General features: G+C 62.7%; 24 protein-coding genes. 4 read left to right on the plus strand and 20 right to left on the minus strand.

All coding sequences use genetic code 11. The annotated features are described in order from the left end of the window. The gene (gene hypE / locus DSAT_RS05270) at positions 1 to 1,005 is read left to right on the plus strand and encodes a hydrogenase expression/formation protein HypE (RefSeq protein ID WP_020886559.1); all 1,005 of its coding nucleotides are present in this window, start codon (positions 1 to 3) and stop codon (positions 1,003 to 1,005) included. A gap of 9 nt (positions 1,006 to 1,014) precedes the next feature. Here hypE and DSAT_RS05275 read toward each other — a convergent pair whose 3' ends face one another. From DSAT_RS05275 to DSAT_RS05365, 19 genes are all read right to left on the minus strand, one after another. Next, on the minus strand, positions 1,015 to 1,986 hold the full coding sequence (locus DSAT_RS05275; protein WP_020886560.1) for a chemotaxis protein: 972 nt from the start codon (positions 1,984 to 1,986) through the stop codon (positions 1,015 to 1,017). A gap of 52 nt (positions 1,987 to 2,038) precedes the next feature. Then, positions 2,039 to 2,887: a 4-hydroxy-3-methylbut-2-enyl diphosphate reductase gene (ispH, locus tag DSAT_RS05280; RefSeq protein WP_020886561.1), complete on the minus strand. Its 849-nt coding sequence runs from the start codon at positions 2,885 to 2,887 to the stop codon at positions 2,039 to 2,041. A gap of 42 nt (positions 2,888 to 2,929) precedes the next feature. Beyond that, the gene (locus DSAT_RS05285) at positions 2,930 to 3,952 is read right to left on the minus strand and encodes a tRNA dihydrouridine synthase (protein WP_020886562.1); all 1,023 of its coding nucleotides are present in this window, start codon (positions 3,950 to 3,952) and stop codon (positions 2,930 to 2,932) included. Between the two features lie 169 nt (positions 3,953 to 4,121). Next, positions 4,122 to 4,430 (minus strand): tetratricopeptide repeat protein, encoded by a 309-nt coding sequence (locus DSAT_RS05290; protein WP_020886563.1) that lies wholly within the window; start codon positions 4,428 to 4,430, stop codon positions 4,122 to 4,124. Between the two features lie 27 nt (positions 4,431 to 4,457). Continuing rightward, positions 4,458 to 4,739, minus strand: coding sequence for a DUF2325 domain-containing protein (locus tag DSAT_RS05295; RefSeq protein ID WP_020886564.1), 282 nt, complete (start codon positions 4,737 to 4,739; stop codon positions 4,458 to 4,460). A gap of 243 nt (positions 4,740 to 4,982) precedes the next feature. Continuing rightward, positions 4,983 to 5,792: a hypothetical protein gene (locus DSAT_RS05300; RefSeq protein ID WP_020886565.1), complete on the minus strand. Its 810-nt coding sequence runs from the start codon at positions 5,790 to 5,792 to the stop codon at positions 4,983 to 4,985. A 35-nt stretch (positions 5,793 to 5,827) separates the two neighbouring features. Next, positions 5,828 to 6,244 (minus strand): hypothetical protein, encoded by a 417-nt coding sequence (locus DSAT_RS05305; protein ID WP_020886566.1) that lies wholly within the window; start codon positions 6,242 to 6,244, stop codon positions 5,828 to 5,830. An 11-nt stretch (positions 6,245 to 6,255) separates the two neighbouring features. Then, the gene (locus DSAT_RS05310; RefSeq protein ID WP_152490238.1) at positions 6,256 to 6,570 is read right to left on the minus strand and encodes a hypothetical protein; all 315 of its coding nucleotides are present in this window, start codon (positions 6,568 to 6,570) and stop codon (positions 6,256 to 6,258) included. A 14-nt stretch (positions 6,571 to 6,584) separates the two neighbouring features. Beyond that, positions 6,585 to 7,307, minus strand: a complete 723-nt coding sequence (locus DSAT_RS05315; RefSeq protein ID WP_020886568.1) for a flagellar basal body-associated FliL family protein — start codon at positions 7,305 to 7,307, stop codon at positions 6,585 to 6,587. Positions 7,308 to 7,351: 44 nt separating this feature from the next. Continuing rightward, positions 7,352 to 7,735: a chemotaxis response regulator CheY gene (locus tag DSAT_RS05320; protein ID WP_020886569.1), complete on the minus strand. Its 384-nt coding sequence runs from the start codon at positions 7,733 to 7,735 to the stop codon at positions 7,352 to 7,354. 16 nt (positions 7,736 to 7,751) lie between these two features. Beyond that, entirely contained in the window at positions 7,752 to 8,546 is a 795-nt protein-coding gene (locus tag DSAT_RS05325; protein WP_020886570.1) for a FliA/WhiG family RNA polymerase sigma factor, read from the minus strand. Then, complete coding sequence (locus DSAT_RS05330) at positions 8,488 to 9,312, minus strand: MinD/ParA family protein (protein WP_020886571.1); 825 nt, start codon at positions 9,310 to 9,312, stop codon at positions 8,488 to 8,490. The genes DSAT_RS05325 and DSAT_RS05330 overlap by 59 nt, the downstream gene beginning before the upstream one ends. A 22-nt stretch (positions 9,313 to 9,334) precedes the next feature. Then, on the minus strand, positions 9,335 to 10,453 hold the full coding sequence (locus DSAT_RS05335) for a flagellar biosynthesis protein FlhF (protein WP_020886572.1): 1,119 nt from the start codon (positions 10,451 to 10,453) through the stop codon (positions 9,335 to 9,337). Then, positions 10,443 to 12,554 (minus strand): flagellar biosynthesis protein FlhA, encoded by a 2,112-nt coding sequence (gene flhA, locus DSAT_RS05340; protein WP_020886573.1) that lies wholly within the window; start codon positions 12,552 to 12,554, stop codon positions 10,443 to 10,445. The genes DSAT_RS05335 and flhA overlap by 11 nt, the downstream gene beginning before the upstream one ends. A gap of 30 nt (positions 12,555 to 12,584) precedes the next feature. Continuing rightward, positions 12,585 to 13,664: a flagellar biosynthesis protein FlhB gene (gene flhB / locus DSAT_RS05345; RefSeq protein WP_020886574.1), complete on the minus strand. Its 1,080-nt coding sequence runs from the start codon at positions 13,662 to 13,664 to the stop codon at positions 12,585 to 12,587. 13 nt (positions 13,665 to 13,677) lie between these two features. Continuing rightward, entirely contained in the window at positions 13,678 to 14,472 is a 795-nt protein-coding gene (gene fliR, locus DSAT_RS05350) for a flagellar biosynthetic protein FliR (RefSeq protein WP_020886575.1), read from the minus strand. A gap of 75 nt (positions 14,473 to 14,547) precedes the next feature. Continuing rightward, entirely contained in the window at positions 14,548 to 16,512 is a 1,965-nt protein-coding gene (gene asnB, locus DSAT_RS05355; protein ID WP_020886576.1) for an asparagine synthase (glutamine-hydrolyzing), read from the minus strand. A gap of 122 nt (positions 16,513 to 16,634) precedes the next feature. Next, positions 16,635 to 17,540, minus strand: coding sequence for a M23 family metallopeptidase (locus DSAT_RS05360; protein WP_020886577.1), 906 nt, complete (start codon positions 17,538 to 17,540; stop codon positions 16,635 to 16,637). An 85-nt stretch (positions 17,541 to 17,625) separates the two neighbouring features. After that, positions 17,626 to 18,372 (minus strand): tRNA lysidine(34) synthetase, encoded by a 747-nt coding sequence (locus tag DSAT_RS05365; RefSeq protein WP_020886578.1) that lies wholly within the window; start codon positions 18,370 to 18,372, stop codon positions 17,626 to 17,628. Between the two features lie 331 nt (positions 18,373 to 18,703). Here DSAT_RS05365 and rpoZ point away from each other — a divergent pair, with 331 nt between their 5' ends. The 3 genes from rpoZ to moaC are packed head-to-tail and all read left to right on the plus strand — an operon-like array spanning position 18,704 to position 20,542. Continuing rightward, positions 18,704 to 18,931, plus strand: a complete 228-nt coding sequence (gene rpoZ / locus DSAT_RS05370; RefSeq protein ID WP_020886579.1) for a DNA-directed RNA polymerase subunit omega — start codon at positions 18,704 to 18,706, stop codon at positions 18,929 to 18,931. A 6-nt stretch (positions 18,932 to 18,937) separates the two neighbouring features. Next, a complete protein-coding gene (gene dnaJ, locus DSAT_RS05375; RefSeq protein ID WP_020886580.1) occupies positions 18,938 to 20,047 on the plus strand; it encodes a molecular chaperone DnaJ in 1,110 nt (369 codons plus the stop codon). Between the two features lie 12 nt (positions 20,048 to 20,059). After that, positions 20,060 to 20,542, plus strand: a complete 483-nt coding sequence (moaC, locus tag DSAT_RS05380) for a cyclic pyranopterin monophosphate synthase MoaC (protein ID WP_020886581.1) — start codon at positions 20,060 to 20,062, stop codon at positions 20,540 to 20,542. 112 nt (positions 20,543 to 20,654) lie between these two features. On the opposite strand, the gene DSAT_RS05385 is transcribed toward moaC, so the two are convergent. Next, complete coding sequence (locus DSAT_RS05385) at positions 20,655 to 21,263, minus strand: NYN domain-containing protein (protein WP_020886582.1); 609 nt, start codon at positions 21,261 to 21,263, stop codon at positions 20,655 to 20,657. Between the last annotated feature and the right edge of the window lie 16 nt (positions 21,264 to 21,279).

A 21,279-nucleotide genomic window follows, 5' to 3' on the forward strand; every position in this document is an offset into this window, starting at 1 on the left:
ATGTCCGACAAGGTGCTTCTCGATTACGGCAGCGGAGGCCGGGCTTCGCAGCGTCTGGTCTCCGAGCTTTTTCTCGCGGCCTTCGACAACGAGGAGTTGTCACGTCTGAACGACGCGGCGGTGCTCGATCTCTCCGGCCCCGTGGCCGTCTCCACGGACAGCTTCACTGTAGATCCGATCTTCTTTCCCGGCGGTGACATCGGTTCACTGGCCGTGCACGGCACGGTCAACGACGTGGCCATGCTCGGGGCCACGCCGCGTTACCTGACCTGCGGCTTCATCATCGAGGAAGGGCTGCCCATGGAGGATCTGCGGCGCATCGTGGCCTCCATGGCCAAGGCCGCGCGCGAGGCCGGGGTGCTCGTGGTCACCGGCGACACCAAGGTCGTGCCCAAGGGGGCCTGCGACAGGATCTTCATCAACACCACGGGCATCGGCGAGATCATCGTCCAGCCCACGCCCAGCGCCGAGCGCGCTGCGCCCGGAGATGCCGTGCTGGTCTCGGGCAACATGGGCGACCATGGCTTGGCCATCCTTTCCAAGCGCCAGGGGCTGTCCTTCGAGGCTCCGGTGGAGAGCGACTCCGCGGCGCTCAACCACCTCATCGTCTCGCTGGTGCAGAGCCTGCCGCAGGTGCACGTGCTGCGCGATCCAACGCGCGGGGGCCTTGCAACCACGCTGAACGAGATCGCGGCTTCCTCGGGCACGGGCATTCTGGTGCGCGAGAGTGTTTTGCCCATCACCGACGCGGTGCGCTCGGGCTGTTCCTTCTTGGGGCTCGACCCGCTTTATCTGGCCAACGAAGGCAAGTTCATCTGCATCCTGCCACAGGAGTTGGCCGAGAAGGCGCTTCGGATCATGCGCGCCGATCCCCTTGGCCGCGACGCCTGCCAGATCGGCGTGGTCACAGAGGAGAATCCGAAAAAGGTCATCCTCGAAACACCCATCGGCGGCAAGCGCCTCTTGGGCATGCTCGAAGGCGAGCAATTGCCGCGCATTTGCTGAAGGCGGGTGTTACGAAGCGGCTTTCGAGCCGAGGCGTTCCTGGATCAGGCGCTGGGCGCGCAAGGCGAGCTGGCTGATCTCGGGTTTGGATATCTGGTCGTCCGCGCCCACGGCCTCGCCCTTGTGACGCAGCTTGTCGGTGATCAAGGACGAGAAGAGGACTACCGGCAGCCTACGCAGGACGGAGTCTTCCTTGATGCGTTTGGTGAGGTGGTGGCCGTCCATGGAAGGCATCTCGATGTCCGAGATGACAACCTGCAAATAGTCCTCGATGGGACGCGACTCGGCCTCGGCCTTGGCCTTTATGGCCTGTAGCCGATCAAAGCACTCCTGGCCGTTATCGGTGACTTCCACGTCGAAATTCGCCTTTTCCAGCAGGTCGCGCAGCATCTCGCGGACCAGCGCCGAATCGTCGGCCACGAGCGCGCGCCATCTGCGTCCGGAGCCGTAGTCCACGGTCTCGTCGAGCTTCATGCCGAGTTTTGGATTCAGTTCGGTGACGATCTTTTCGAGGTCGAGCATGAAAATGATCCGATCCTCGATCTTGACCACACCTGTGATGGAGTTGGAAGAGAAGGCAGCGACGTAACCGCTGGGCGGCTCCACTTTCTCCCAGGACATGCGGTGAATGCGGTTTACGCCCGAGACCAGGAAAGCCGTGGTCACGCGATTGAACTCGGTGACGATGACCTTGGGCGACTCGCGCTCGACTCGCCGCTTGCCCAGCCACATGGAGAGATCGACCAGCGGGATGACGTGGGAGCGAAGATTGAAGGTGCCCAGGATCGAGGGGTGCGTGACGTTGGGCAGGACAGTGATCTTTGGCAGCCGGATGATTTCCAGCACCTTGGCCACGTTCACGCCGTAGTAGCCCTCATAGTAGCCCCTGGCGCTCTTGATCTCGTCGGGTTCGTCGATGGAGAACTCGACGATTTCGAGTTCGTTGGTGCCCGACTCGAGCAGGATGTTGGTCTGACTCATCGATTCTCCCCCCAAAAGCGAGTTGTCGCCTTGTCTGGACAAGATCTCAATTTTATAGGTTTTCCAAAACCTTCTGGACTTCGTCGATGAGCTTTTTGGGCGTGGACGCCCCGGCCGTGAGCCCTACGCTCGAAAGGCCTCGCAGGCGTTCGAGAGGCAACTCCGAGGCCGTTTCCACATGCACGCAGGGCACGCCCTCGTCGGCCACCACCTTGGCCAGGCGGCGTGTGTTGCCCGAATCGCGGCCACCCACGACGATCATGAATTCGACCTCCCGGGCCATGGCCAGAGCTTCTTTCTGGCGGTCGCGCGTGGCGTCGCAGATAGTTTCAAGAATGACCGCGTCGATGTCGGTCTTCGAAAGGAGTTTTTGAGCCATGTCCTGAAACATGACCTTGTCCTGCGTGGTCTGGGCCGCCAGACAGTATTTCTCGCCGGGCTTGAAGGGAAATTCCGCCAATTCCTCGGGAGAGTCGAAGACGAATGCCCCGGCCGAGGCATAGCTCACGAGCCCCTTGACCTCGGGGTGCTCGGCCTCGCCGTAGAGGAGCACGATGCGGTCTTCCGAGGCCATGCGCTTGATGAGGATCTGGGCCTTCTTGACCCTCGGGCATGTGGCGTCGTGAATTTCGGCCTGGCGAGCGTCGAGCTCCATTTCCAGGTCGCGGGGAATGCCATGGGCGCGGATGACCACGCGCGAGCCCTGCGGGATGTCGCGGGGCAGATCGGCCACGCGCACGCCCAAGAGGTCGTACTCCGCCAGAACCTGCGGATTGTGGATGATGGGACCAAAGGTGAGCACCGGGGCTCCCGTGTTTTCCTCGATCAAGGTGTCGAGCTTTCGCAGTGCGAGATCGACGCCCATGCAAAAGCCGGCCGTCTCGGCCCTGAGAACGTTCATGCCCTCCCTCCCTTGGATTGTCGCGCCACGTAACAAATTATTTTACGATGCCTCGCCCATGGGCGCAACGAGGTCGTTGTCGCCGGGCTCGACGCAGGCGTCGTCGATGGTTTCCAGCATGTCGGCGAGTTCGTGGACCATGGCCCAGTCGTGGCACAAGATCATGCGCTTGCGTATCTCCTTGGACCCCGGCAGGCCATGGACGAAACGCGGAATGACAGTGCGCAGTTTGAGCAGGTCCTTGCGCGGTTGACCGTATTCGGCGATGAGCGCGGCGTGCTCGCGCACAAACCCTGCGATGCGCCGCCCGGTGAGCGGTTCGGGGGAGCGGCCTGACAGAATCTCGCGCAGATCCTCGAAGATGCCTGGGTGGCGTAGCGCGCCGCGCGCGAACATGACCGCATCCACGCCGGTCTCGCGCAGACAACGGGCCGCATCCTGGGCCGAGAAGAGGTCGCCGCTGGCGATCACCGGCAGGCTCGTCGCGGACTTGAGCTCGGCCAGGGCCTTCCAGTGGGCCGAGCCGGAATACCCCTGGGCCGCGCTGCGCGGGTGCAGCGTAAGCCAGGCAACGCCCGTGTCGGCGAGGCGCTTGGCGGCCTCGATGAAGGTCTGTTCATCGTGCGTCCAGCCCAGGCGCAGCTTGACCCCCACCCGGCCTTCTCCGGCCCGAGAGACAAGGGCTAGGGCGAGTTCTGCCAGACGCGCGGGTTCGCGCATCAAGGCCGCGCCGCTGCCTGCTTTCACGACCTTGGGCACTGGGCAACCAGCGTTCAAGTCGAGGAATTGGAACCCTCGCGCGAGAACCATTTCCGCGGCTTTTGCCATGACCTCGGGGTCTGCCCCGAAAAGCTGGACCACGAGCGGCTGGTCGGCCGGGCAGGTGTCCAGCAGGCGGCCCGTGCCATGGGACGAAAAGAGCATGCCCTTGCCGCTGACCATTTCCGTCTCGCAGCAGGCCGCGCCGTGGGCGCGACACAGCAAACGGAAGGGCAGGTCGGAATAGCCGGCCAGCGGGGCCAGCCAGGGACGGTCCGGGGAGAGGGGGAGCGGCGCGTGGGTCATGGAGGTGAAAACGTGCGACCTTGGGGCGGGTTTGTCAAGAGCGGGTCGCGTTGCGGATATTCATGCACGCCGGGAAGAAGGAGGGGGAGCGCCGGTGTGGCAGGCGGCGCTCCCCGTGAGGCGTGTGTGGCGTGTGAAGGCAGGGGCTGGTCGTGGATGGGCACGCGGCTCAGGCGGCCGCGAGGAGGGAGTCGAGGTTGTGCCGGATGCGTTGGTAGAGCGGATTGTCCGCGCCGAGGCGCATCGCGACGTTTTCAAGGGCCAATTCGTAGTTGCGCCGCGCACTGCGCACATCGCCTTGCATCCGCTGCACCAGGGCCATATTGCTGCGGATCTTGGCCTGATGGATGGGCGAGCCGACGCGCGCGGCTTCGGCCAAAGCCTCGTTCAAGCGTTCCAGGGCTTCCGTGTGGTTGCCGTCGTTGAAGGCGTCCATGCCGCTTTTCACGATTTCGCCGATGGCCTTGCAAGCGCACATATCTTGCTCCTTTGGGAATTCAGGGTTTCAGGACTGGAGGCGGTTCAGGCAATCCCTGAGGGCGGCCGTTCCGCAGGCGTGCATCAGGATGCAGGGGATGTTGCGCGAGCGGGCCGTCTTTTCGGCCTGACGTTTAGCCGTGTGCGAGACCTTGTTGGTACACACGATGATCGCGCACGGGCACCCGATCTTGTCGCAGATGTCGCGCTCCGAACCCTCGAACCATTTGAGCTTCAGCCCCCTCTCCGAGGCCAGCCTCTCATAGTCCTTTCTGAGTCGAGTCATTCCGCCGATCATGGCTGCGCACATGGTGACCTCCGTTTGCTCCCTTGCTTACGTGAGGCCATCTTTAATGAAGATGAAAATCATTGTCAATTAAAACCGGGGTCCAAATGAAAAAAGTTTTCAATCCGCCTCTCGCTTTCATCCCGAAGGTGCCTAACCATGCCACGTTGCGACGCGATGACGATCGTGCGCCAAAGGCGATGAAAGGAGGGCGGGAAAGCTCGGTTGCCGGAGTGGGGGGAAGAGAGAGGCGAGGCTCGGGGCGGTTCAGACGGTCAGGCCGCGAAGGCTCGGACGCGGGCCCCGGCCCAGATAGGGGGCCAGCAGCGGCGAGGGCGGCGAAGCTTCGTGGTGCATGCCGAGGCAGGTCAGGGCAGGGCGGCCGGAGCGATCCACACGCAGGGCGTGCTCCAGGAACGGGAGCAACCCCGGCAGGGCACCTGGTTTCGTGGCCGCGACCCGGTAGCTGCCGCGCGTGTCGTCCAGCGTGGCCGCGAGGCGGATGCTGCCCGCCTCGGGATGGCGGCCGTCGAGCGTCAGCCGCGAGAGGCCCCCGCCGTCCTCCGCGAGTCTTTCAAGAGCCGGGCTGTCGGGCAGATGGAAAGGCAGATAGGCGAGCGAGGCTTTATGGGATGCGAGGAATGCGCCCAAAGGGGCAAGGGCGCATTCCACGGCGCGGTGAGCGGCGCGAATTGCCGGGGTGGCGCGAACTTCCGCGGTGAGCCGCACGATGCGGTCGGCCGGAGATTCAGCGCCTGCCGGACAGATATCCAGGCGAGCGAAAATATCTTCGAAAGCATAGCGGGCCGCGAGATAGTCGGCCGCCAGATCGGCAGGGGTAGCCGCGCCATCGGACTGCACGAGGCGCAGCACGATTTCGGGCCACAGTGCGGCGATGCTGAAGGTGAGCAGGGTTCCGGGTCTGGGGTCGCCGCCGAGCGGGGCCAGGAGGCGGCAGCCCTGGGCATCGATCCAATAAAGGCCGGCGCTCTCCTGTTCGAGTACGCGGCCGCGAATGGTTTCGCCAGGGGAATGTCGGGCGCGAAAGGCGGTCACTCTGTCGGGGTGCTGGCGCATTGGGAACCGTCTCCCGGTTCATGGGAGGTGCCGTGTTAGGACGCGGCCTGTTCGATGATGAATTCGACCTCGTCCACGGACATGCCCGTGGAGCGCGCGAGTTCTTGAGCGGACTTGCCGCGCTTGTGCCCTGTGAGTACGATCTCGCGCAGGAATTCCGGCGAACGCGACATTTCCTGGGCCTGTTTGAGCAGTTTGGAAAGCTCCTTGGCTCGGGCTGCGAGGGCTTGGTCCAGGGCCGCGAGCTCTGCCTGGCGCTCCTCGAAGGAGGCCACGAGTTCACGCTCCATCTGGGTGTTGAAACGCAGCTTGTTGAGCAATTCCTCCTGCTTGTCGCGTAGCTTGGAGAGGACTTCCTCGCTTTTTCGCAGGCGCAGGAAAAATACGATCACCAATCCGAGGAGCAGAACCTCGAACACGGTGAGGAGGACCAGGAGCAATTCCATCGACATGAACGCCGCCGTCAGATCTTGATGTTGATGAGATTGCCGGTCCAGGGCGAGGCGTTGGACGCGGTATTCATTTCCTCGGAGGAATCGCCCTTGGAATGCTGGCGGGTACCTGCGTCGCCCTGCTGGCCTCCTCCCGCGCCTTCCCGGTCCACGAGCTTGGACTTTTCGGTACGCTCTATTTCCTGGACCTGTTCCTTGGACAGTTCGTGCTGCTGGACCGCCTTTTCGAAAAGCGCGGCACGTTGCTGGTCGGGATGCGTGCGCAAGGCCGTGGCCACCTTGGAGAGGTGGGGAAGCTGCTGGATGAGCAGATTCAGGTCGACCATGTTCGGCGGCGGCATCATTGCACCAGATATTTGTCTATAAGGATCGTTTCGATGTTGTCGTGCGCGACGAACTTGTTGAGTACCGAAAGAATGTCGCTCTTCAGTGTCTCCAGGTTCTCCGTGTCTGCGAGGAACGCGAACTCCTTGTTCTTCACGTAGTAGTAAACTGCATCGCGCAACTGGAACGTCTTTGCCGAGATCTCGCCTTCGGCCAGCTTGTTGGTGGCGACGATCGTAAATTGTAAATGCAAAAAACGTACCTTGCCGTCTTTGTCGATCAGTTCGATCCAGAACGGGTCAAAGGTGACGTTGAGGTCCACCGCCTCGGGAGCTGGTTTTTCAGCTTCTTTGATGGGCTGTTCAGCCGGTTCGTCCGGCTCGGGAGTCTTTTCAGGCCAGAGTACGATGGCGAGGATTGCGGCGAGCAGCAGCGCAAGGCCGCCTGCGGCGAAAAACAGGAATTTCTTGGTCAGCCATGCCGGGACGGCGATGACGCGTTTCTTTTCGGCCGGAGCCGCCTGGGCCAGCGCCTCTTCGGCCGAGATGTCCTCTTCGGGTTCATCTTCCTCTTCTTCGAGGAAGGGGGCGTCGTCGAGGTCGAGTTCGACCTTCTGCAACGCCCTGGGAACCTCGTCGCTTTCATCGAGGTTCCGTTCGTCGAGTCTGGCCTTCTCCTCTTGGGAACCGCCTCCCAGGGGATTGGCGGCGCCGAGCGGATCGTCGCCGTCGGGAACCATGAAAACCATCCTCGCCCCTTGAGAGAAGGCCTACCGAGGCCCGTCTATTTTCCGAAGATCTTTTCGATCTTCTGCCCCAGCGTGTCGGCCGTGAAAGGCTTGACGATGTAATTGGAGACTTTGGCCTGCACGGCCTCGATGATGTTCTCCTGCTGCGCCTCGGCCGTGACCATGAGGAACGGCAGGTCCGCGAACTCCTCGCTGGCCCGCACCTTGCGCAGGAGTTCGATGCCGGTCATCTGCGGCATGTTCCAGTCAGAGACGATGAAATCGATCTTGTCCTTGTTCAGGATCTCCCACGCGGTGGAGCCGTCGTCCGCCTCGACAACGTTGTTGAAGCCGAGTTGCTTGAGAATGTTGCGCACGATGCGGCGCATCGTCGAGAAGTCGTCCACCACGAGGATGCGCATATTCGGATTGGCGGCCATGACTGCTCCGGTCTCGTTAAGTGAGGTCGCCCTCGTAGTGCTCCTTGAAGAGGATACGGAGCTTTCCGAGGGCTTGTGAGTGAAGTTGCGAAACGCGGCCTTCTGTTATGTCCATGACCTCGGCCGTCTCCCGCATATTCAGTTCTTCGCCGTAATAAAGAGATAATACGAGTTTTTCGCGTGGCGTCAATTCATCAATAAGGGAGGCGATTTTGTCAACGATTTCCTGAAAAGCCGTCAGATGGAACGGGTCGTTTTCATGGCTGGCTTTCTTCATGGAGGCCAGGTTCTCGGACAGGGTCTCCAGGCTCACGCAGACCTGATTTTGCATCATTTCCAGACCGTAATCCACGTCCTTCTCGCTGAGACCCGTTTCGCGCACAAGATCGTCGAGACTTGCCGGGCTGCCTGTCTCGCCTTCGATGCGGCGTGAGGTCTCTTCGATGAGCCTAATTTTTTGACGCAGATTGCGCGAGAACCAGTCCAGGCGGCGCAACTCGTCGAGCATTGCCCCCTTGATGCGGTTTTCGGCGTAGGTCTCGAACTTGATGTTGTGCGAGGCGTCAAATTTCTTGAGCGCTTCGAGAAGGCCGAGCGAGCCCGCGCTGATGAGCTCGTTCAGCTCGATGTTGCGGGGCAGCTTCGCCTTCAGACGCAGCCCGATGATCTTGATCTTGGGCGCGTAGTGGCGGACGATCTCTTCCTTGTCCCGGTGCGGCAGGTCGTCGAACGTGGTTTCGCCACGTTCGAGCCTACGCCACGGACTGTTCCTGGAAGAGGATCTTTTTCCAGAAGAATTTGATGTTTCCATCGAGTCTCGTGGCTGGCTGCCAGCAGTTGACCGCGTCCGCGATCCCGGCCACGGCGCGCGCGGCCGGGCTTTCGGGTGAGCGGATGCAGAAGGGTACCTGGGCGATCACCGCCCGGCGCACGGCCTCGTCCGGCGGCACATGACCCACCATGTCGAGCGAGACGCCGTCCAGAAAATGGTCGCAAGCTTTGTACAGCGTGGTGAACACGTTCTTCGCGGTCTTGACGTCGGGAGCCATGTTGATCACGACCCGGAATCTGTCGATGCCGTGGGAATTCTTGAGCACTTTGATCACGGCATAGGCATCGGTCAGGGACGTGGGTTCGGGCGTGACAACGAGCAGGCGCTCCTGCACGGCCAGATTGAAGTAAAGTACATTGTCGCTCAAGCCCGCGCCCGTGTCCACGATCAGGAAATCCACCTCGTTTTCGAGGCTGTCCATGGATTCGAGGAGTTCGAGCTTTTGGCCCGTGGAGAGAGAGAGCATACCCTCCACGCCCGAGGCGGCGGGCAGGATGCTGAAGCCGTATTCCGTGGGCAGGAGGATGTCCTCGACGGAAACCCCCTCGTGGAAGAGATGAAAAAGCGTACGCTCGGGAGCCAGGCCCAGCAGGACGTCCACATTGGCCAGCCCCAGGTCGGCGTCCATGAGCACCACCCGGCGGCCGAGAGCGGCCAGACGGCAGGCGAGGTTCACCGAAAGGTTGGTCTTGCCCACGCCTCCCTTGCCGGAGGTCACGGAGAGCACCAAGGGGTAGTTGGCCATCTGCGTCACGTTCCTTTGCGCCTTAGGCCGCCTGCCCTGTCGCGTGGCCCTGACGGGGGGCGTCTTGCGCGGCCTTGGGCAGTTCATGCTTGAAGAGCAGCTTCCACAGGGTCATGGCCTCGGTCAACGGGGCCGCGTCGCGGAGTCCGGGACCGCCGACCAGGGCGCTCGTGGGCAGTCCGCAGGATTCGGCCGCGTTGACGATCGACCCGAACGTACAGGCTTCGTCGAGCTTCGTCCAGATCAGGGAAACCGTTTTGGCGGTGCGGTAGGTGTCCAGGAAGCTGTCGATCTGGGCTGGCGCGTAATGCGGCGAAAGGAGCAGGTGCACGTCCATGGAGGGAATCTCGGCCATTCCGAGTTCGCGCAGCACGTTCCCCAGGCGTTTGCCGCGCGCCACTGCGGGCAGATCGACGAAGACGCGATCGAAGCCGTGCAGGGCGGCCATGACGTCGGCCGCGTCGTCGGGACCGTGGATTTCGCGAAAGGTCATCTTCGAGAGCTGGGCGTAGTGCTTGAGCAGAAGGCGTCCCTTGCCGCGCTCGCAGTCAGCGCTGACGAGGCAGATGCGGGCCTTGGGCGAGGCTTTCTGCACGGCAAGGGCCATGCGGATGAGCTGCGTCGTCTTGCCCACGCCGCTCGGCCCTGAAAATGCCTGCACTTTGTGGGGGAAGGCGGCGGGCGTCAGCGCCCTGACAGGCACGACCTCGGAGAGCGCCTTGAGCAGCGAGCAGTCGCGATCGCGACTCAGACGCGCGAAAAGTCGGATCACCACCTGACGATGGACTCCGTCTTCTTCGAGAAAGCGCAGGCCCTGCTGCTGCAGCGGGGTGAGGCTTTCGAGGTCGATGCGGTCTCCGGCCAGGCCGAGCAGCACCTCTTTGATCTGTCCCCATTCGCGCTTGAGGCTCATGACGTCCTCCCGTGTGTCCGAGTCGGGTGAGGCTCCGCCGCCGGGGCCGGATTGTCCTGCACCGTCGCCGGGCGTTTCATGCTCCACGGCGGCCATGACTTCGCAAAAGCAGATGCCGTTTTCCCGCTTGGACTGCGTGGAGAGGATCACGGCGCCCGCTCCGAGCTCCCGCTTCACCTGGTCCAGCACGGCCTTCGTGTTCTTGCCGCGAAACGTCTTAACCCGCATTGTTCAGTTCCACCACGGCTAGGGTTTGCAGCCTGATCTCCGCCGGAATCTCCGCTTGCGAGACAACAGGCAATGTCGGGATGAACCTAAGCACGATCTGGGCCAAATGCGCCCTGATGACCGGAGAAGTCAGGAGCACCGGCTGCCCGTCCGTAACCAGGGCGGCCTCGGTGACGTTGTTGATGGCCTGGATGATCTGTTGGGCTTTCATGGGGTCGAGCGCCATGTAGGCCCCCTGATCAGTCTGGCGCAGGGATTCCTGCAGATGCCGCTCGATGGAGTGGTCCAGGGTGATGATCGGCAGGGTACCGTCTTTGGCCAAGTATTGTTTGACGATGGTCCGGCCCATGCGCGAGCGCACGTATTCGGTGAGCTGATCCGGGTCCTTGATGCCCTGGCCGTAGTCCGCCAAGGCCTCGACGATGGTCAGGAGGTCGCGGATGGAGACGTTCTCGCGCACCAGGTTCTGCAGCACCTTCTGGACCGTGCCGATCTGCATCACGCCGGGTACGAGATCATCTACGGCCTTGGGCGCGCGTTTGTGCAGATTGTCGAGCAGGGCCTGGACTTCCTGCCGTCCAAGGAACTCGTGCAGGTTGCGCTTGAAGACTTCGGTAAGGTGCGTGGCGATGACCGTCGAGGGATCGACCACGGTGTAGCCCGCGAGCATGGCCTCTTCTTTCTGGGCCTCCGGCACCCACAAGGCCGGAAGATTGAAGGCGGGCTCGCGCGTCTCCACACCCTTGATGCGGTGCTTCACGTCGCCGGGGTCCATGGCCAGCAGGTGGTCCACCAGGATTTCGGCCGAGGCCAGTTCGTTGCCCTTGACCAGCACGGAATACTGCCCCGGATTGAGTTGCAGGTTGTCGCGAAGGTGCAGCGACGGAATGATGACGCCCATGTCCAGGGCGAACTGTCGCCGGATGGAGCGGATGCGGGCCAGAAGGTTGCCGTTTTGTTCCTCGTCCACGAGCGGGATGAGCCCGTAGCCGACCTCCAGTTCCAGAGTGTCCAGGGGCAGGAGCGCCTGCACCTCCTCGGGAGTGTCCAGGGCGCGTGAGGCGTCCGGCCGCTTGTCGGACGAGGCTTCCTCCATCTCGGCAACGTTTTTGGCCGCGACGCGCGAGACCAGGAAGACGATGCCCGAAAGGGCGAGGAAGGGCAGCGTGGGCATGCCCGGCACGATGCCGAAGATCAGCAGAATGACGGAAACCAGGCGCAGGGCGCGCGGGTGCATGGTGAACTGGCCGATGAATTCCTCGCCCATCTTCGCCTCGGCCGCGGCGCGCGAGACGATGATGCCCGCCGAGGTGGCGATGATGATGCTCGGGATGGTCGAGACCAAGCCGTCACCGATGGTCAGCAGGGTGTATACCTCGGCAGCCTCGCGCCAACTCATACCCTTCATGGCGATGCCGATGAACAGGCCGCCGATGATGTTCACGGCCGTGATCATCATGCCCGCTTTCACGTCGCCCTGCACGAACTTGGACGCACCGTCCATGGCGCCGTAGAAGTCGGCCTCCTTGCGGACCGTCTCGCGCCGCCGCGTGGCCTCTTTCTCCTCGATGAGTCCGGCATTGAGATCGGCCTCGATTGCCATCTGTTTGCCGGGCATGGCGTCCAAGGTAAAACGGGCAGCCACTTCCGCGATGCGCGTGGTGCCTGCGGTGATGACGACCTTGTTGAGGATGAAGAGGATGAGGAAGATGACCACGCCGATCAGGTAGTTGCCGCCGACCACGAATTCGCCAAAAGACTGAATGACCGAGCCCGCGGCGTCCGACCCTTCATTGCCGTGGAGGAGAATGGCGCGCGTCGTGGCCACGTTCAGGGCCAAGCGCAGCATGGTCGTTACGAGGAGCACGGAGGGAAAGATCGAGAACTCCATGGGCGAGTTCATGAACATGGTGGTTACGAGCACGACCATGGCCAGCGAGATCGAAATCGTGAGCATGAAATCCAGAAGCAGTGTGGGCACGGGAACGAGCATGACGAAAAGGATCGTCACCACGCCGGCGGCAAGCAGAATGTCGCCTTGCTTGGCGAACTTCTGGTAGTCGATGCTCATTCCGGCGAATTTGTCCGAAGCTCCGGCCATTTTTCCGACATCCTTTTCGTGACTTCAGTTTCAGGAGACGATCGGACCGTTGCTGGAGGTCCGCTTGATCTGGGCGAGGATTGCCGCCACCGCCTGGTACATTTCCTCGGGGATCATGTCCCCGACCTCGACCTGCTTATACAAGGCTCGTGCCAGGGGCTTGTTCTCGCGGATGGGCACGTTGTGCTCCCTGGCGACGTCTTTGATCTTGAGGGCCAGATGGTCCAAGCCCTTGGCCACGACGATGGGAGCGGGCGCGGTCAGCGGATCGTATTGCAGGGCCACGGCGTAGTGGGTGGGGTTGGTGATGACCACGTCGGCCTTAGGAACGGCCTCCATCATCCGTTTGGCGATGGTTTCAAGCATCTTCTGGCGCTGCTTCTGCTTGACCTTTGGATCTCCCTCGGCCTGGCGGCGCTCGTCCTTGACCTCGTGCTTGGTCATCTTGAGTTGCTCGGTATAGTCCCAGCGCTGGTAGACTAGATCGAGGGCGCCGATAATGATCATGGCCACGAGGGCGTAGGAGAACATGAGAAACATCAGGTGCAGGATGTAGGTCGCGATCTCTAGCGGAGAGGCGTAGAATAGGGGCAGCAGGTTGCCTGCCTCGGCCTTGAGCACCAGATAGGGCGCCACGGCCACGGCGCAGGCCTGCAAGAGGCTCTTGCCGAGATTGATGAACGTCTTGGGGCTGAGGAATATTCGCTGCAATCCCTTGGCCACGTCGAAGATCTTGAAATTGAACTCGAAGACCTTGGGCGCCCACAGCGGCCCCACTTGAACCCGGAGCACGACGAAGCAGGTCAGGGCCAGCACCGCGAAGACGGGCAGAAGAATGATCGCAAGCCGGGTGGCGATCATCACGAAAAGGTCGTAGATGCCTGCGGGGGTGGCCTCGAACGAGGTCAGTCCGTCCTGGAAGAACCAGATGAAGATGCTTTTGATCTGTGTAGCAATGTGTCCCGTAAGAAAATAGACGGCGATCGTGCCCAACAAGAGGACGACGCTCTTGGTGAAGTCCTGGCTTTTGGCCACCGACCCTTTTTCGCGCGCCTTTTTGATGCGGCGTTCGGTCGGGAGTTCTGTTTTGCTCGGGTCGCTCTGGGCCATGGATCGCTTCCGTTCACCTGACCGGCAGTCCCGCCGCGATGCGCAGGATGACGTCGAGGGTTGTGCCCAGGCCCGCGATGAATTCGCCGGTGAACCTGGCGAGAGAGGTGAAGATCAGGCCGAGGAAGATGAAGCCTACGCTGGTCTTCAGGGGGAAGCCGAAGACCAGCAGGTGCATCTGCGGCGCCACGCGGGAAATGAGCGCCAGGGCGATATCCACGAGCAGGACCGCGACCATGACCGGCGCGGCGACCTTGACGCCGAGAATGAAGATGCTACCGGCCAATTCGATCACTTTTTCGCCGAGCCGGGCCGAGAGGATGATCCCTCCGGGCGGGATGAGTTCGAAGGTGCGCGTCAGACCGCTGAGCAGGTACAGGTGTCCGTTGAGCGCAAGGAAGGTCAGCAAGGTGACCATGTACAGGAAATGGGAGGTCACGGGCTCCTGTTGTCCGGTCAGGGGGTCCACGGTGTTGACCATGCCGAAGCCCATCTGAAAGTCGATGATAGCTCCGCCGAACTGCACGGCGGCAAACATGAAGCGGACCACGAACCCCAGGAGCATGCCGAGCACGAGTTCGCCCAGGAGCATGATCAGGATGGCCCAGATGCTCGCAGGCATGGCTTGGCCGGGAAACGAGAGCTGCGGCCAGACCGCCAGGGAAAATGCCAGGCACAAGGCGGCCTTGACCTGGGTCGGGACGTTGGAGGCGCCGAAGAACGGCAGCAGAAAGACCACCAGACTGACGCGGATGATCGTCAGCAAAAGGCTGAAGGTGGTGGCCGGATCGAAGTTGAAGATGTTCATGCCGCCGTGGCATGAGCAAGAAGCGGACCATGCGCGGGCCCGTGGTCAGGGCTTGGGTCGCAGGCTCCCGGCGCGTCAGGAGAGATGGGCTTCGCGCCAAGCCTCGAACATGATGAGCGCCCACAGCCGGTGCTGATGGTTGCGCTCGCCGCGCAGATGTTCGTCAAGGATTTGGCTCACCACGTCCGGGGAGAAAACCCCCGCTCCGCGCAGGCGGGCGGGGGCAAGGAGATCCGTGGCCAGTCCCTTGAGCGGTCCGCGCAGCCAGGAGTCGATGGGCACGGCGAAGCCTTGCTTGGGGCGATCCATGATCTCCTGTGGCAGGTAGCGCGCGAGCAGGCGGCGCAGGATGCGCTTGCCGCCTTCGGGGCCGATCTTTTGCTCCAGGGGAACGCGCCAGGCCAGGGCCACGAGACGGTGGTCGAGGAGCGGCACCCGGGCTTCGAGGCCCACGGCCATGCTTGCTCTGTCCACCTTGGTCAGGATGTCGCCAGGCAGGTAGGTCATGGCGTCCATGACCATCATGAAGGCGGCGAAGGGCAGGCGCGCGAGGCTTTCGGGCGGCTCGTCGACCAGGCAGGCCGGGGCCGCCGCGCCCCGCATGAGGGGCCTTGTCTCGCGCCAGATCGAGACCAGTCCGGCGTAGAAATCCTCGCGGCTTTCGGCGGCGATAGCCTCCACGATTTTCTGCATCTTGTCGCGGGCCGCGAGTTGGCGGATGCCCGGCGGCAGGAAGGGGGCGGCCAGGGAGTACAGGCGCGCGGCCATGCGCTCGCCCCGGCCACGCAGGATGTCCTGGCCTTTGCGGCGCAGGGGGCCGGGCACGCGACACAGGCCGTCCCACAGCTTTGGTCCGGTCAAGTAGCGGTTGTAGCCGCCGAAAAGCTCGTCCCCGCCGTCGCCGGACAGGGCCACGGTGACGTGTTCGCGGGCCATGGCCGAGACGAGGTGGGTGGGAATCTGCGAACTGTCGGCAAAGGGCTCGTCGAAGAACTCGGGCAGGCGCGGGACGATGTCCAGGGCGTCTTGCGAGGTCAGGACGCGCTCGGTGTGGTTCGTGCCCAGATGCGCGGCCACGGCGCGGGCGTGCGCGGCTTCGTCGTAGCCATCCTCGGCGAAGCCGATGGTGAAGGTGCGCACCGCTTCGCCTGACTGTTCCTGCATCAGGGCCGTGATCAGCGATGAATCGATGCCGCCGGAAAGGAACGCGCCTAGTGGCACGTCAGAAACGAGGCGCAGGCGCACGGACTCGCGCAAAGCGTCAAGCAGCGCATCTTCGGCTTCGGCGGCGGGCAGGGGGGCTTCGAAGCCCGCAAGGGCGACGTCCTCGACCTTCCAGTAACGGACGGGATCGGGGAGAGCGCGTCGGATTACGTCTTCGCGGGAGAGGGTCAGCATCGAGCCCGGCGGCAGCTTGGCCAGCCCGTCCAGGATGCAGAGGGGGTCGGGAACGTAGAGGAAACGGCAGTAGAGCGAAAGCGCGCCGTGGTCCAGGCGGCGCGCAAGACGCGGATGTTTGAGGAGCGGCTTGAGTTCGGAGGCGAAGACGAAACCGGATTCCGAGAGGCCGTAGTACAGGGGCTTGATGCCCAGTCTGTCGCGCGCCAAAGTCAGCGTCTTGGCGTCGTCGTCCCACAGGGAGAAGGCGAACATGCCCACGAAACGCTCGACAGCGGCACGGACGCCCCAGGCACGACAGGCGGCCAGCAACACTTCGGTGTCCGAACCGCCCATGAAGCCACCTTCCGGGGCGATGCCTGCGTCCGAAAGTTCCTTTCTGATCTCGTGGAAATTGAATATCTCGCCGTTGAAGACCACGCACAGGCGCTTGTCTGCGGACCACATGGGCTGGGTGCCCAAGGGCGAAAGGTCGATGATGGCGAGTCTGGCGTGCGCCAGACCCAGGCCACGCTCGGGAAGCCAGACGGACGCCTGTGCGTCGGGGCCGCGATGGCGCATGGCTTCGCCCATGAACCGGCAAAGCTCATGGGCGTCGAAGTCGGGCGCGCGCGCCTCGATGAATCCAGCGATGCCGCACATGGGGGATGTCTTTACCGGGGAAAGGGCCGGGCGGCAACGAAAACCGTGTCGATCGGCGGCGCGAAAAAAGCCCCTTCCATCAACGATGGAAGGGGCAATGGCGCGAGGTCATGCTGGCTTGATCAGTTCAGGATGTAGCGCATGGGATTGACCGGCACGCCGTTGAGCCGCACTTCGTAGTGCAGGTGCGGGCCGGTGCTTCGGCCCGTGTTCCCCACGTAGCCGATGAGTTCTCCCCGGCTCACGGTCTGGCCGGGTTTGACCGCCACGCGGTGCAGGTGGGCGTACTTGGTGCTGATGCCCGAGCCGTGGTCGAGGTTCATGGCCAGACCGTATGCGCCGTCGCGGCCAGTGAACGAAACCTTGCCTTTTGCGGGGGCGTAAATGGGGGTGCCGTGCGGCGCGGAGATGTCCAGGCCCTTATGGAATTCGCGTTTGCCGGTGAAGGGCGAGGTGCGGTAGCCGAAGGTCGAAGTGATCCAGCCTTCGGTAGGCCAGATGGACGGTGTGGAGGCCAGCGCTTCGCGGTTCTGACGGATGTTCTGGATGAGGTCCTGCTGCTTGACTTCCTCAAGCCGGGCCTCGGTGGAGAGCTGGCGCAGGTAGTTGTGCATCTTGCGCGCCAGGAGTTCCTGGCGGTAGAGCGTCAGGTAGTTCTTGGAGAACGTGTTGCCCTCGGGACCGCCCAGGGCGCTGACGTTCTGCGGCTGCCCGGGTTCGGCGTTGATCATGACCCGGAGCTTCGAGTCGAAGGTCCTGATGCGGTTCAGGTCCTTCTCGATATTCTTGATTTTGGAGGCCAAAGAGACGAGTTGTGTTTTCTGTTCGTGGACAGTCTTTTCGGATTCCACGAGACTGCGCTCAAGTGTCGAGAACTGCTGGTAATACTGCCAGAAGTACACGTTGCCCGCGCCCAGGGCGACCACAAAAAAAAGCAGCGTGGCGATGATCCAGCCGCTGCACCGCAATTTCCGGCATTGACCGATGCCATCCCGGAAAATGACGATGTGATATTTTTTGAACAGCATCTGGGCTCCTTAGTATGCGCACTGAAGTGCTCGTCGCCGACGCAACGGACGAATGCGTAATGTCGGGGCCTCGTCAGGGGTTCGTCTAGTCCACCACGCGGTCCAAGTCAAGCTGCCAGCGAGTGACCGCTCTGAATACGTTTTCGCGGCTCTTCCGGTCCGGAAACATGGTCGAAAGATGCTGCTCCACGCTCGCCCGCTCGCTCGTTCCCGATGATGGACAGGGATTCTTGACCACGGGCAGGTCGAAGGCGGTCGCAGCCTTGACGATGTCCTTCTTGCGCAAAAGGAGCATGGGACGAATGAGGGTCAGGCGCCCGCCGAAGTAGGACGACCGGCCGGCCATGGCCTGCATGGTGGCCGTCTTGGTCATGTTCATGAAGAGCGTGGCCACCAGATCGTCTCCGGTGTGGCCGAAGGCTAGGTGCGTCAGGTTGTAGCGCGAGCACAATTCGAAAAGCTTCTTGCGCCTGAACCAGGCGCAGTAGAAACAGGCGGATTTCTTGAGATTCTTCTCTGAATGTGCGTCCGGGCCGATGGTCATGACCTCGAAGTGGCTGGCTAGGCCGTGGCGCGAGCACCAGTCCACGAGCGGGGCGTGGCATGTGGTGTCGAAGCCCGGATTGACGTGCAAGGCCATGAGCTCGAAATCGAAGGGCACGATCTGCCGCCTGAGCAGCAAAAGCTTCGTGAGGAGAAAGGAGTCCACCCCGCCCGAAAGCGCCACGCCCACGCGCGCGCCGTCGTGCAATTGGCCGGTCTCCTTCATGAACAGTCCGGTCTTGCCCAGGACTTTCTTCTGGATGTAGTTCAGTCTTCCAAGGGTACCCATGCGGGAATTCCAGATTTCGTCGTCGTTATTTCCAACACCGGGCGGCAGGCTTTCAAGGCGGATTTCCTACTTGTCCGGTGCGTTTGCCCGGCCTTGTAGCCGGAATGCGTCCTGGGGGCAAGGCGGCTGAAACCGCCAGGAGGCCCGGCCCGCGAAGCCCAAAAGCCCCCTTGACCTGGGAGACGTCCATCACGTATCAATAACGGCTTTCGCCCGGCGGTTCGCCGCCGGACGGGAGAGACGGGCAGCCGGGGGCACCGCTCGTGGGGCGAGGCCCCCTTGCCACGGCGCTTTGACCCGTTATCTTTTTCATTCAGCAAGGAGACGGCATATGGCGCGCATCACAGTCGAGGATTGCCTGGAGCGGGTGGACAACCGCTTTTTGATCACCCAGATGGCCATCAAGCGTGTGCGGCAGTACCGCGAAGGCTACACTCCGCTCGTGGAGACCAAGAACAAAGAGATCGTGGCCGCGCTGCGCGAGATTGCCGCGATCAAGGTTCTCCCCGCCGAGGATATTCCAGAGGCCGGCATTTTCCTGGCCCGCGAACCCAAGTAGCAGGCAATGGCGACACAACGCGACTATTACGAGGTTCTCGGGGTTTCCCGAGACGCCTCGGATGACGAGATCAAGAAAGCCTACCGCAAGCTCGCCTTCGAGAACCATCCCGACCGCAACCCGGACGACCCGGAGGCCGAGAACAGGTTCAAGGAAGCCGCCGAGGCTTATGAAGTCCTACGCGATTCCCAGAAGCGGGCGCGTTACGACCGCTTCGGCCACGACGCGGGCGACTTCGGACCGGGATTCTCCTCCAGCGAGGACATTTTCAGCACCTTCTCCGACATTTTCGGGGAGTTCTTCGGCTTTTCGGGACGCGGTGGTGGGCCCAGGCCCACTGCCGGGGCGGATCTTCGCTACAACCTGAAGCTGTCGTTCATGGACGCGGCCAGGGGCACCGAAGTCACCCTGAAGATCCCGCGCAAGGCCAAGTGCCCCGAGTGCGACGGCTCCGGCGCCAGGCCCGGCACACGACCCGAAACCTGTCCGCGCTGCCAGGGATCGGGACAGGTGCAGCAGGCTCAGGGATTTTTCCGCATCGCCATGCCGTGCCCATCCTGCAAGGGCGAGGGCAGCGTGGTCCGCGACCCCTGTCCGCGCTGCTTGGGCCAGGGCTCGATTCAGGAAGTGCGCGAGCTCAAGGTCAAGGTGCCTGCGGGCGTGGACACCGGCAGCCGCCTCAGGCTTCGGGGAGAGGGCGAGCCGGGCCTGTACGGCGGGCCTCCGGGCGATCTGTACGTGGTCATGTACGTCGAGGAAGACCCCACGTTCCGGCGTCAGGGACAGGATTTGGTGGTCGATGTGGAGATCTCCGTGATCCAGGCGATCCTGGGCGACCGTGTGGAGGTGCCCACCTTGGACGGGACCGTGCCCATGGATATCCCCAAAGGAACCCAGAGCGGAGAGGTCTTCCAGCTTCGCGGCTTGGGGTTACCGCACTTGAGCGGTGGCGGCAGCGGCGATCTCCTGGTCGAAGTCACGGTGCGCATCCCCAAGAAGATCAGCAAGAAGCAGGAAGAACTCCTGCGTGAATTCCTGCGTCTGGAAGAAGACAAGCCCATGGCCAAGGTCAAGCGATTCCTCGACAAGGCGACCAAGACCGTCACCGGAAAATAGCGCGGAGGGGGCATGTCCGAGCGTCTGACCCACATCGACGAGCAGGGCGAGACCCGCATGGTGGACGTGGGCGGGAAGGAACCTTCCCGCCGCGTGGCCCGGGCCGGGGCCGTGGTGCGCGTTTCGGCCGCGACCCTTGCGCTTTTGGCTGACAAGGCCCTGCCCAAGGGCGACGCCCTGGCCAGCGCCAAGATCGCGGGCATTTTGGCCGCGAAGCGCACGGCCGACCTCATCCCCCTGTGTCATCCCCTGCCGCTCGACTTCGCGGACGTGACCTTTGAGATCGATGAGGCCGCGTGCTGCATCCACATCACGGCTGAGGCGCGGACCACGAACCGCACCGGCGTGGAGATGGAAGCCATGACCGCGGCCAGTGTGGCCGCGCTCACACTCTACGACATGTGCAAGGCCGTGCAGAAGGACATCGTCATCGACGCTGTGCGGCTGCTCTACAAGTCCGGCGGCAAGAGCGGCGTTTTCTCTCGCGAGGAATGAACGCAAGAGCTTTTTACCGGTCTGCGGGACGAAATCTGTCGACAATTTGAAAGCCCCGCGTGTAGAAATCACGCGGGGCTTTGTTGTTTTTGGCGTTATGCCGACCGTGCCGTCATTCGCCCCGTTCGGGGAACAGCGATCCGGCCAGACGTTCGGCGTCGTGGTCGCGCGTCTGGGCGTTTTCGCTCCTCACGCGCGGCAGCTCGATGAAGTCCGCGATCTCGCGCACCCGCCAGGAAAGGCGGGTCAGGTCGCCCGAGCGAAACGACTCGTAGGAGAGCAGGATGGTGCGGATGCCCTCGGCGCGCAACTCCTCCACGAGCGGGATGTAGTCGCGATCCCCCGCCACCAGGCACAGGAAGCGTGGCCGCACGCGCAGGCAAAAGGACAGGCTCTTGACCACCAGCCGCTGGTCGTCGCTTTGCTTGTAGCCGTACTCCATCTTGCACGAGGGACTGGCGATGACCGTGGCCCCGGCCAGTTCCAGGGCGTAGCGGCGCTTCTCGAACAGGTTATGCTTTTCACCCACCTCGCGTTCGTCCAGGGAATCGGGCGTCTCGCGGATTACCGCGGCGTAAGTCTCCACGACGTCGTAGCCTTCGCGCTCAAGGGCCGCGCGGATGTCCGCCGGGGAGATGTGGGGCAGGCCGTACTGGCGCGCCACCTTGGCCAGAAAGGCCGTGTCGATGGACAAAAGCAGGCTGTTTGCGCCGAGGGTCATGGGTATCCTTAGAAGT

Source organism: Alkalidesulfovibrio alkalitolerans DSM 16529 (assembly GCF_000422245.1).
Lineage (GTDB): Bacteria > Desulfobacterota > Desulfovibrionia > Desulfovibrionales > Desulfovibrionaceae > Alkalidesulfovibrio > Alkalidesulfovibrio alkalitolerans.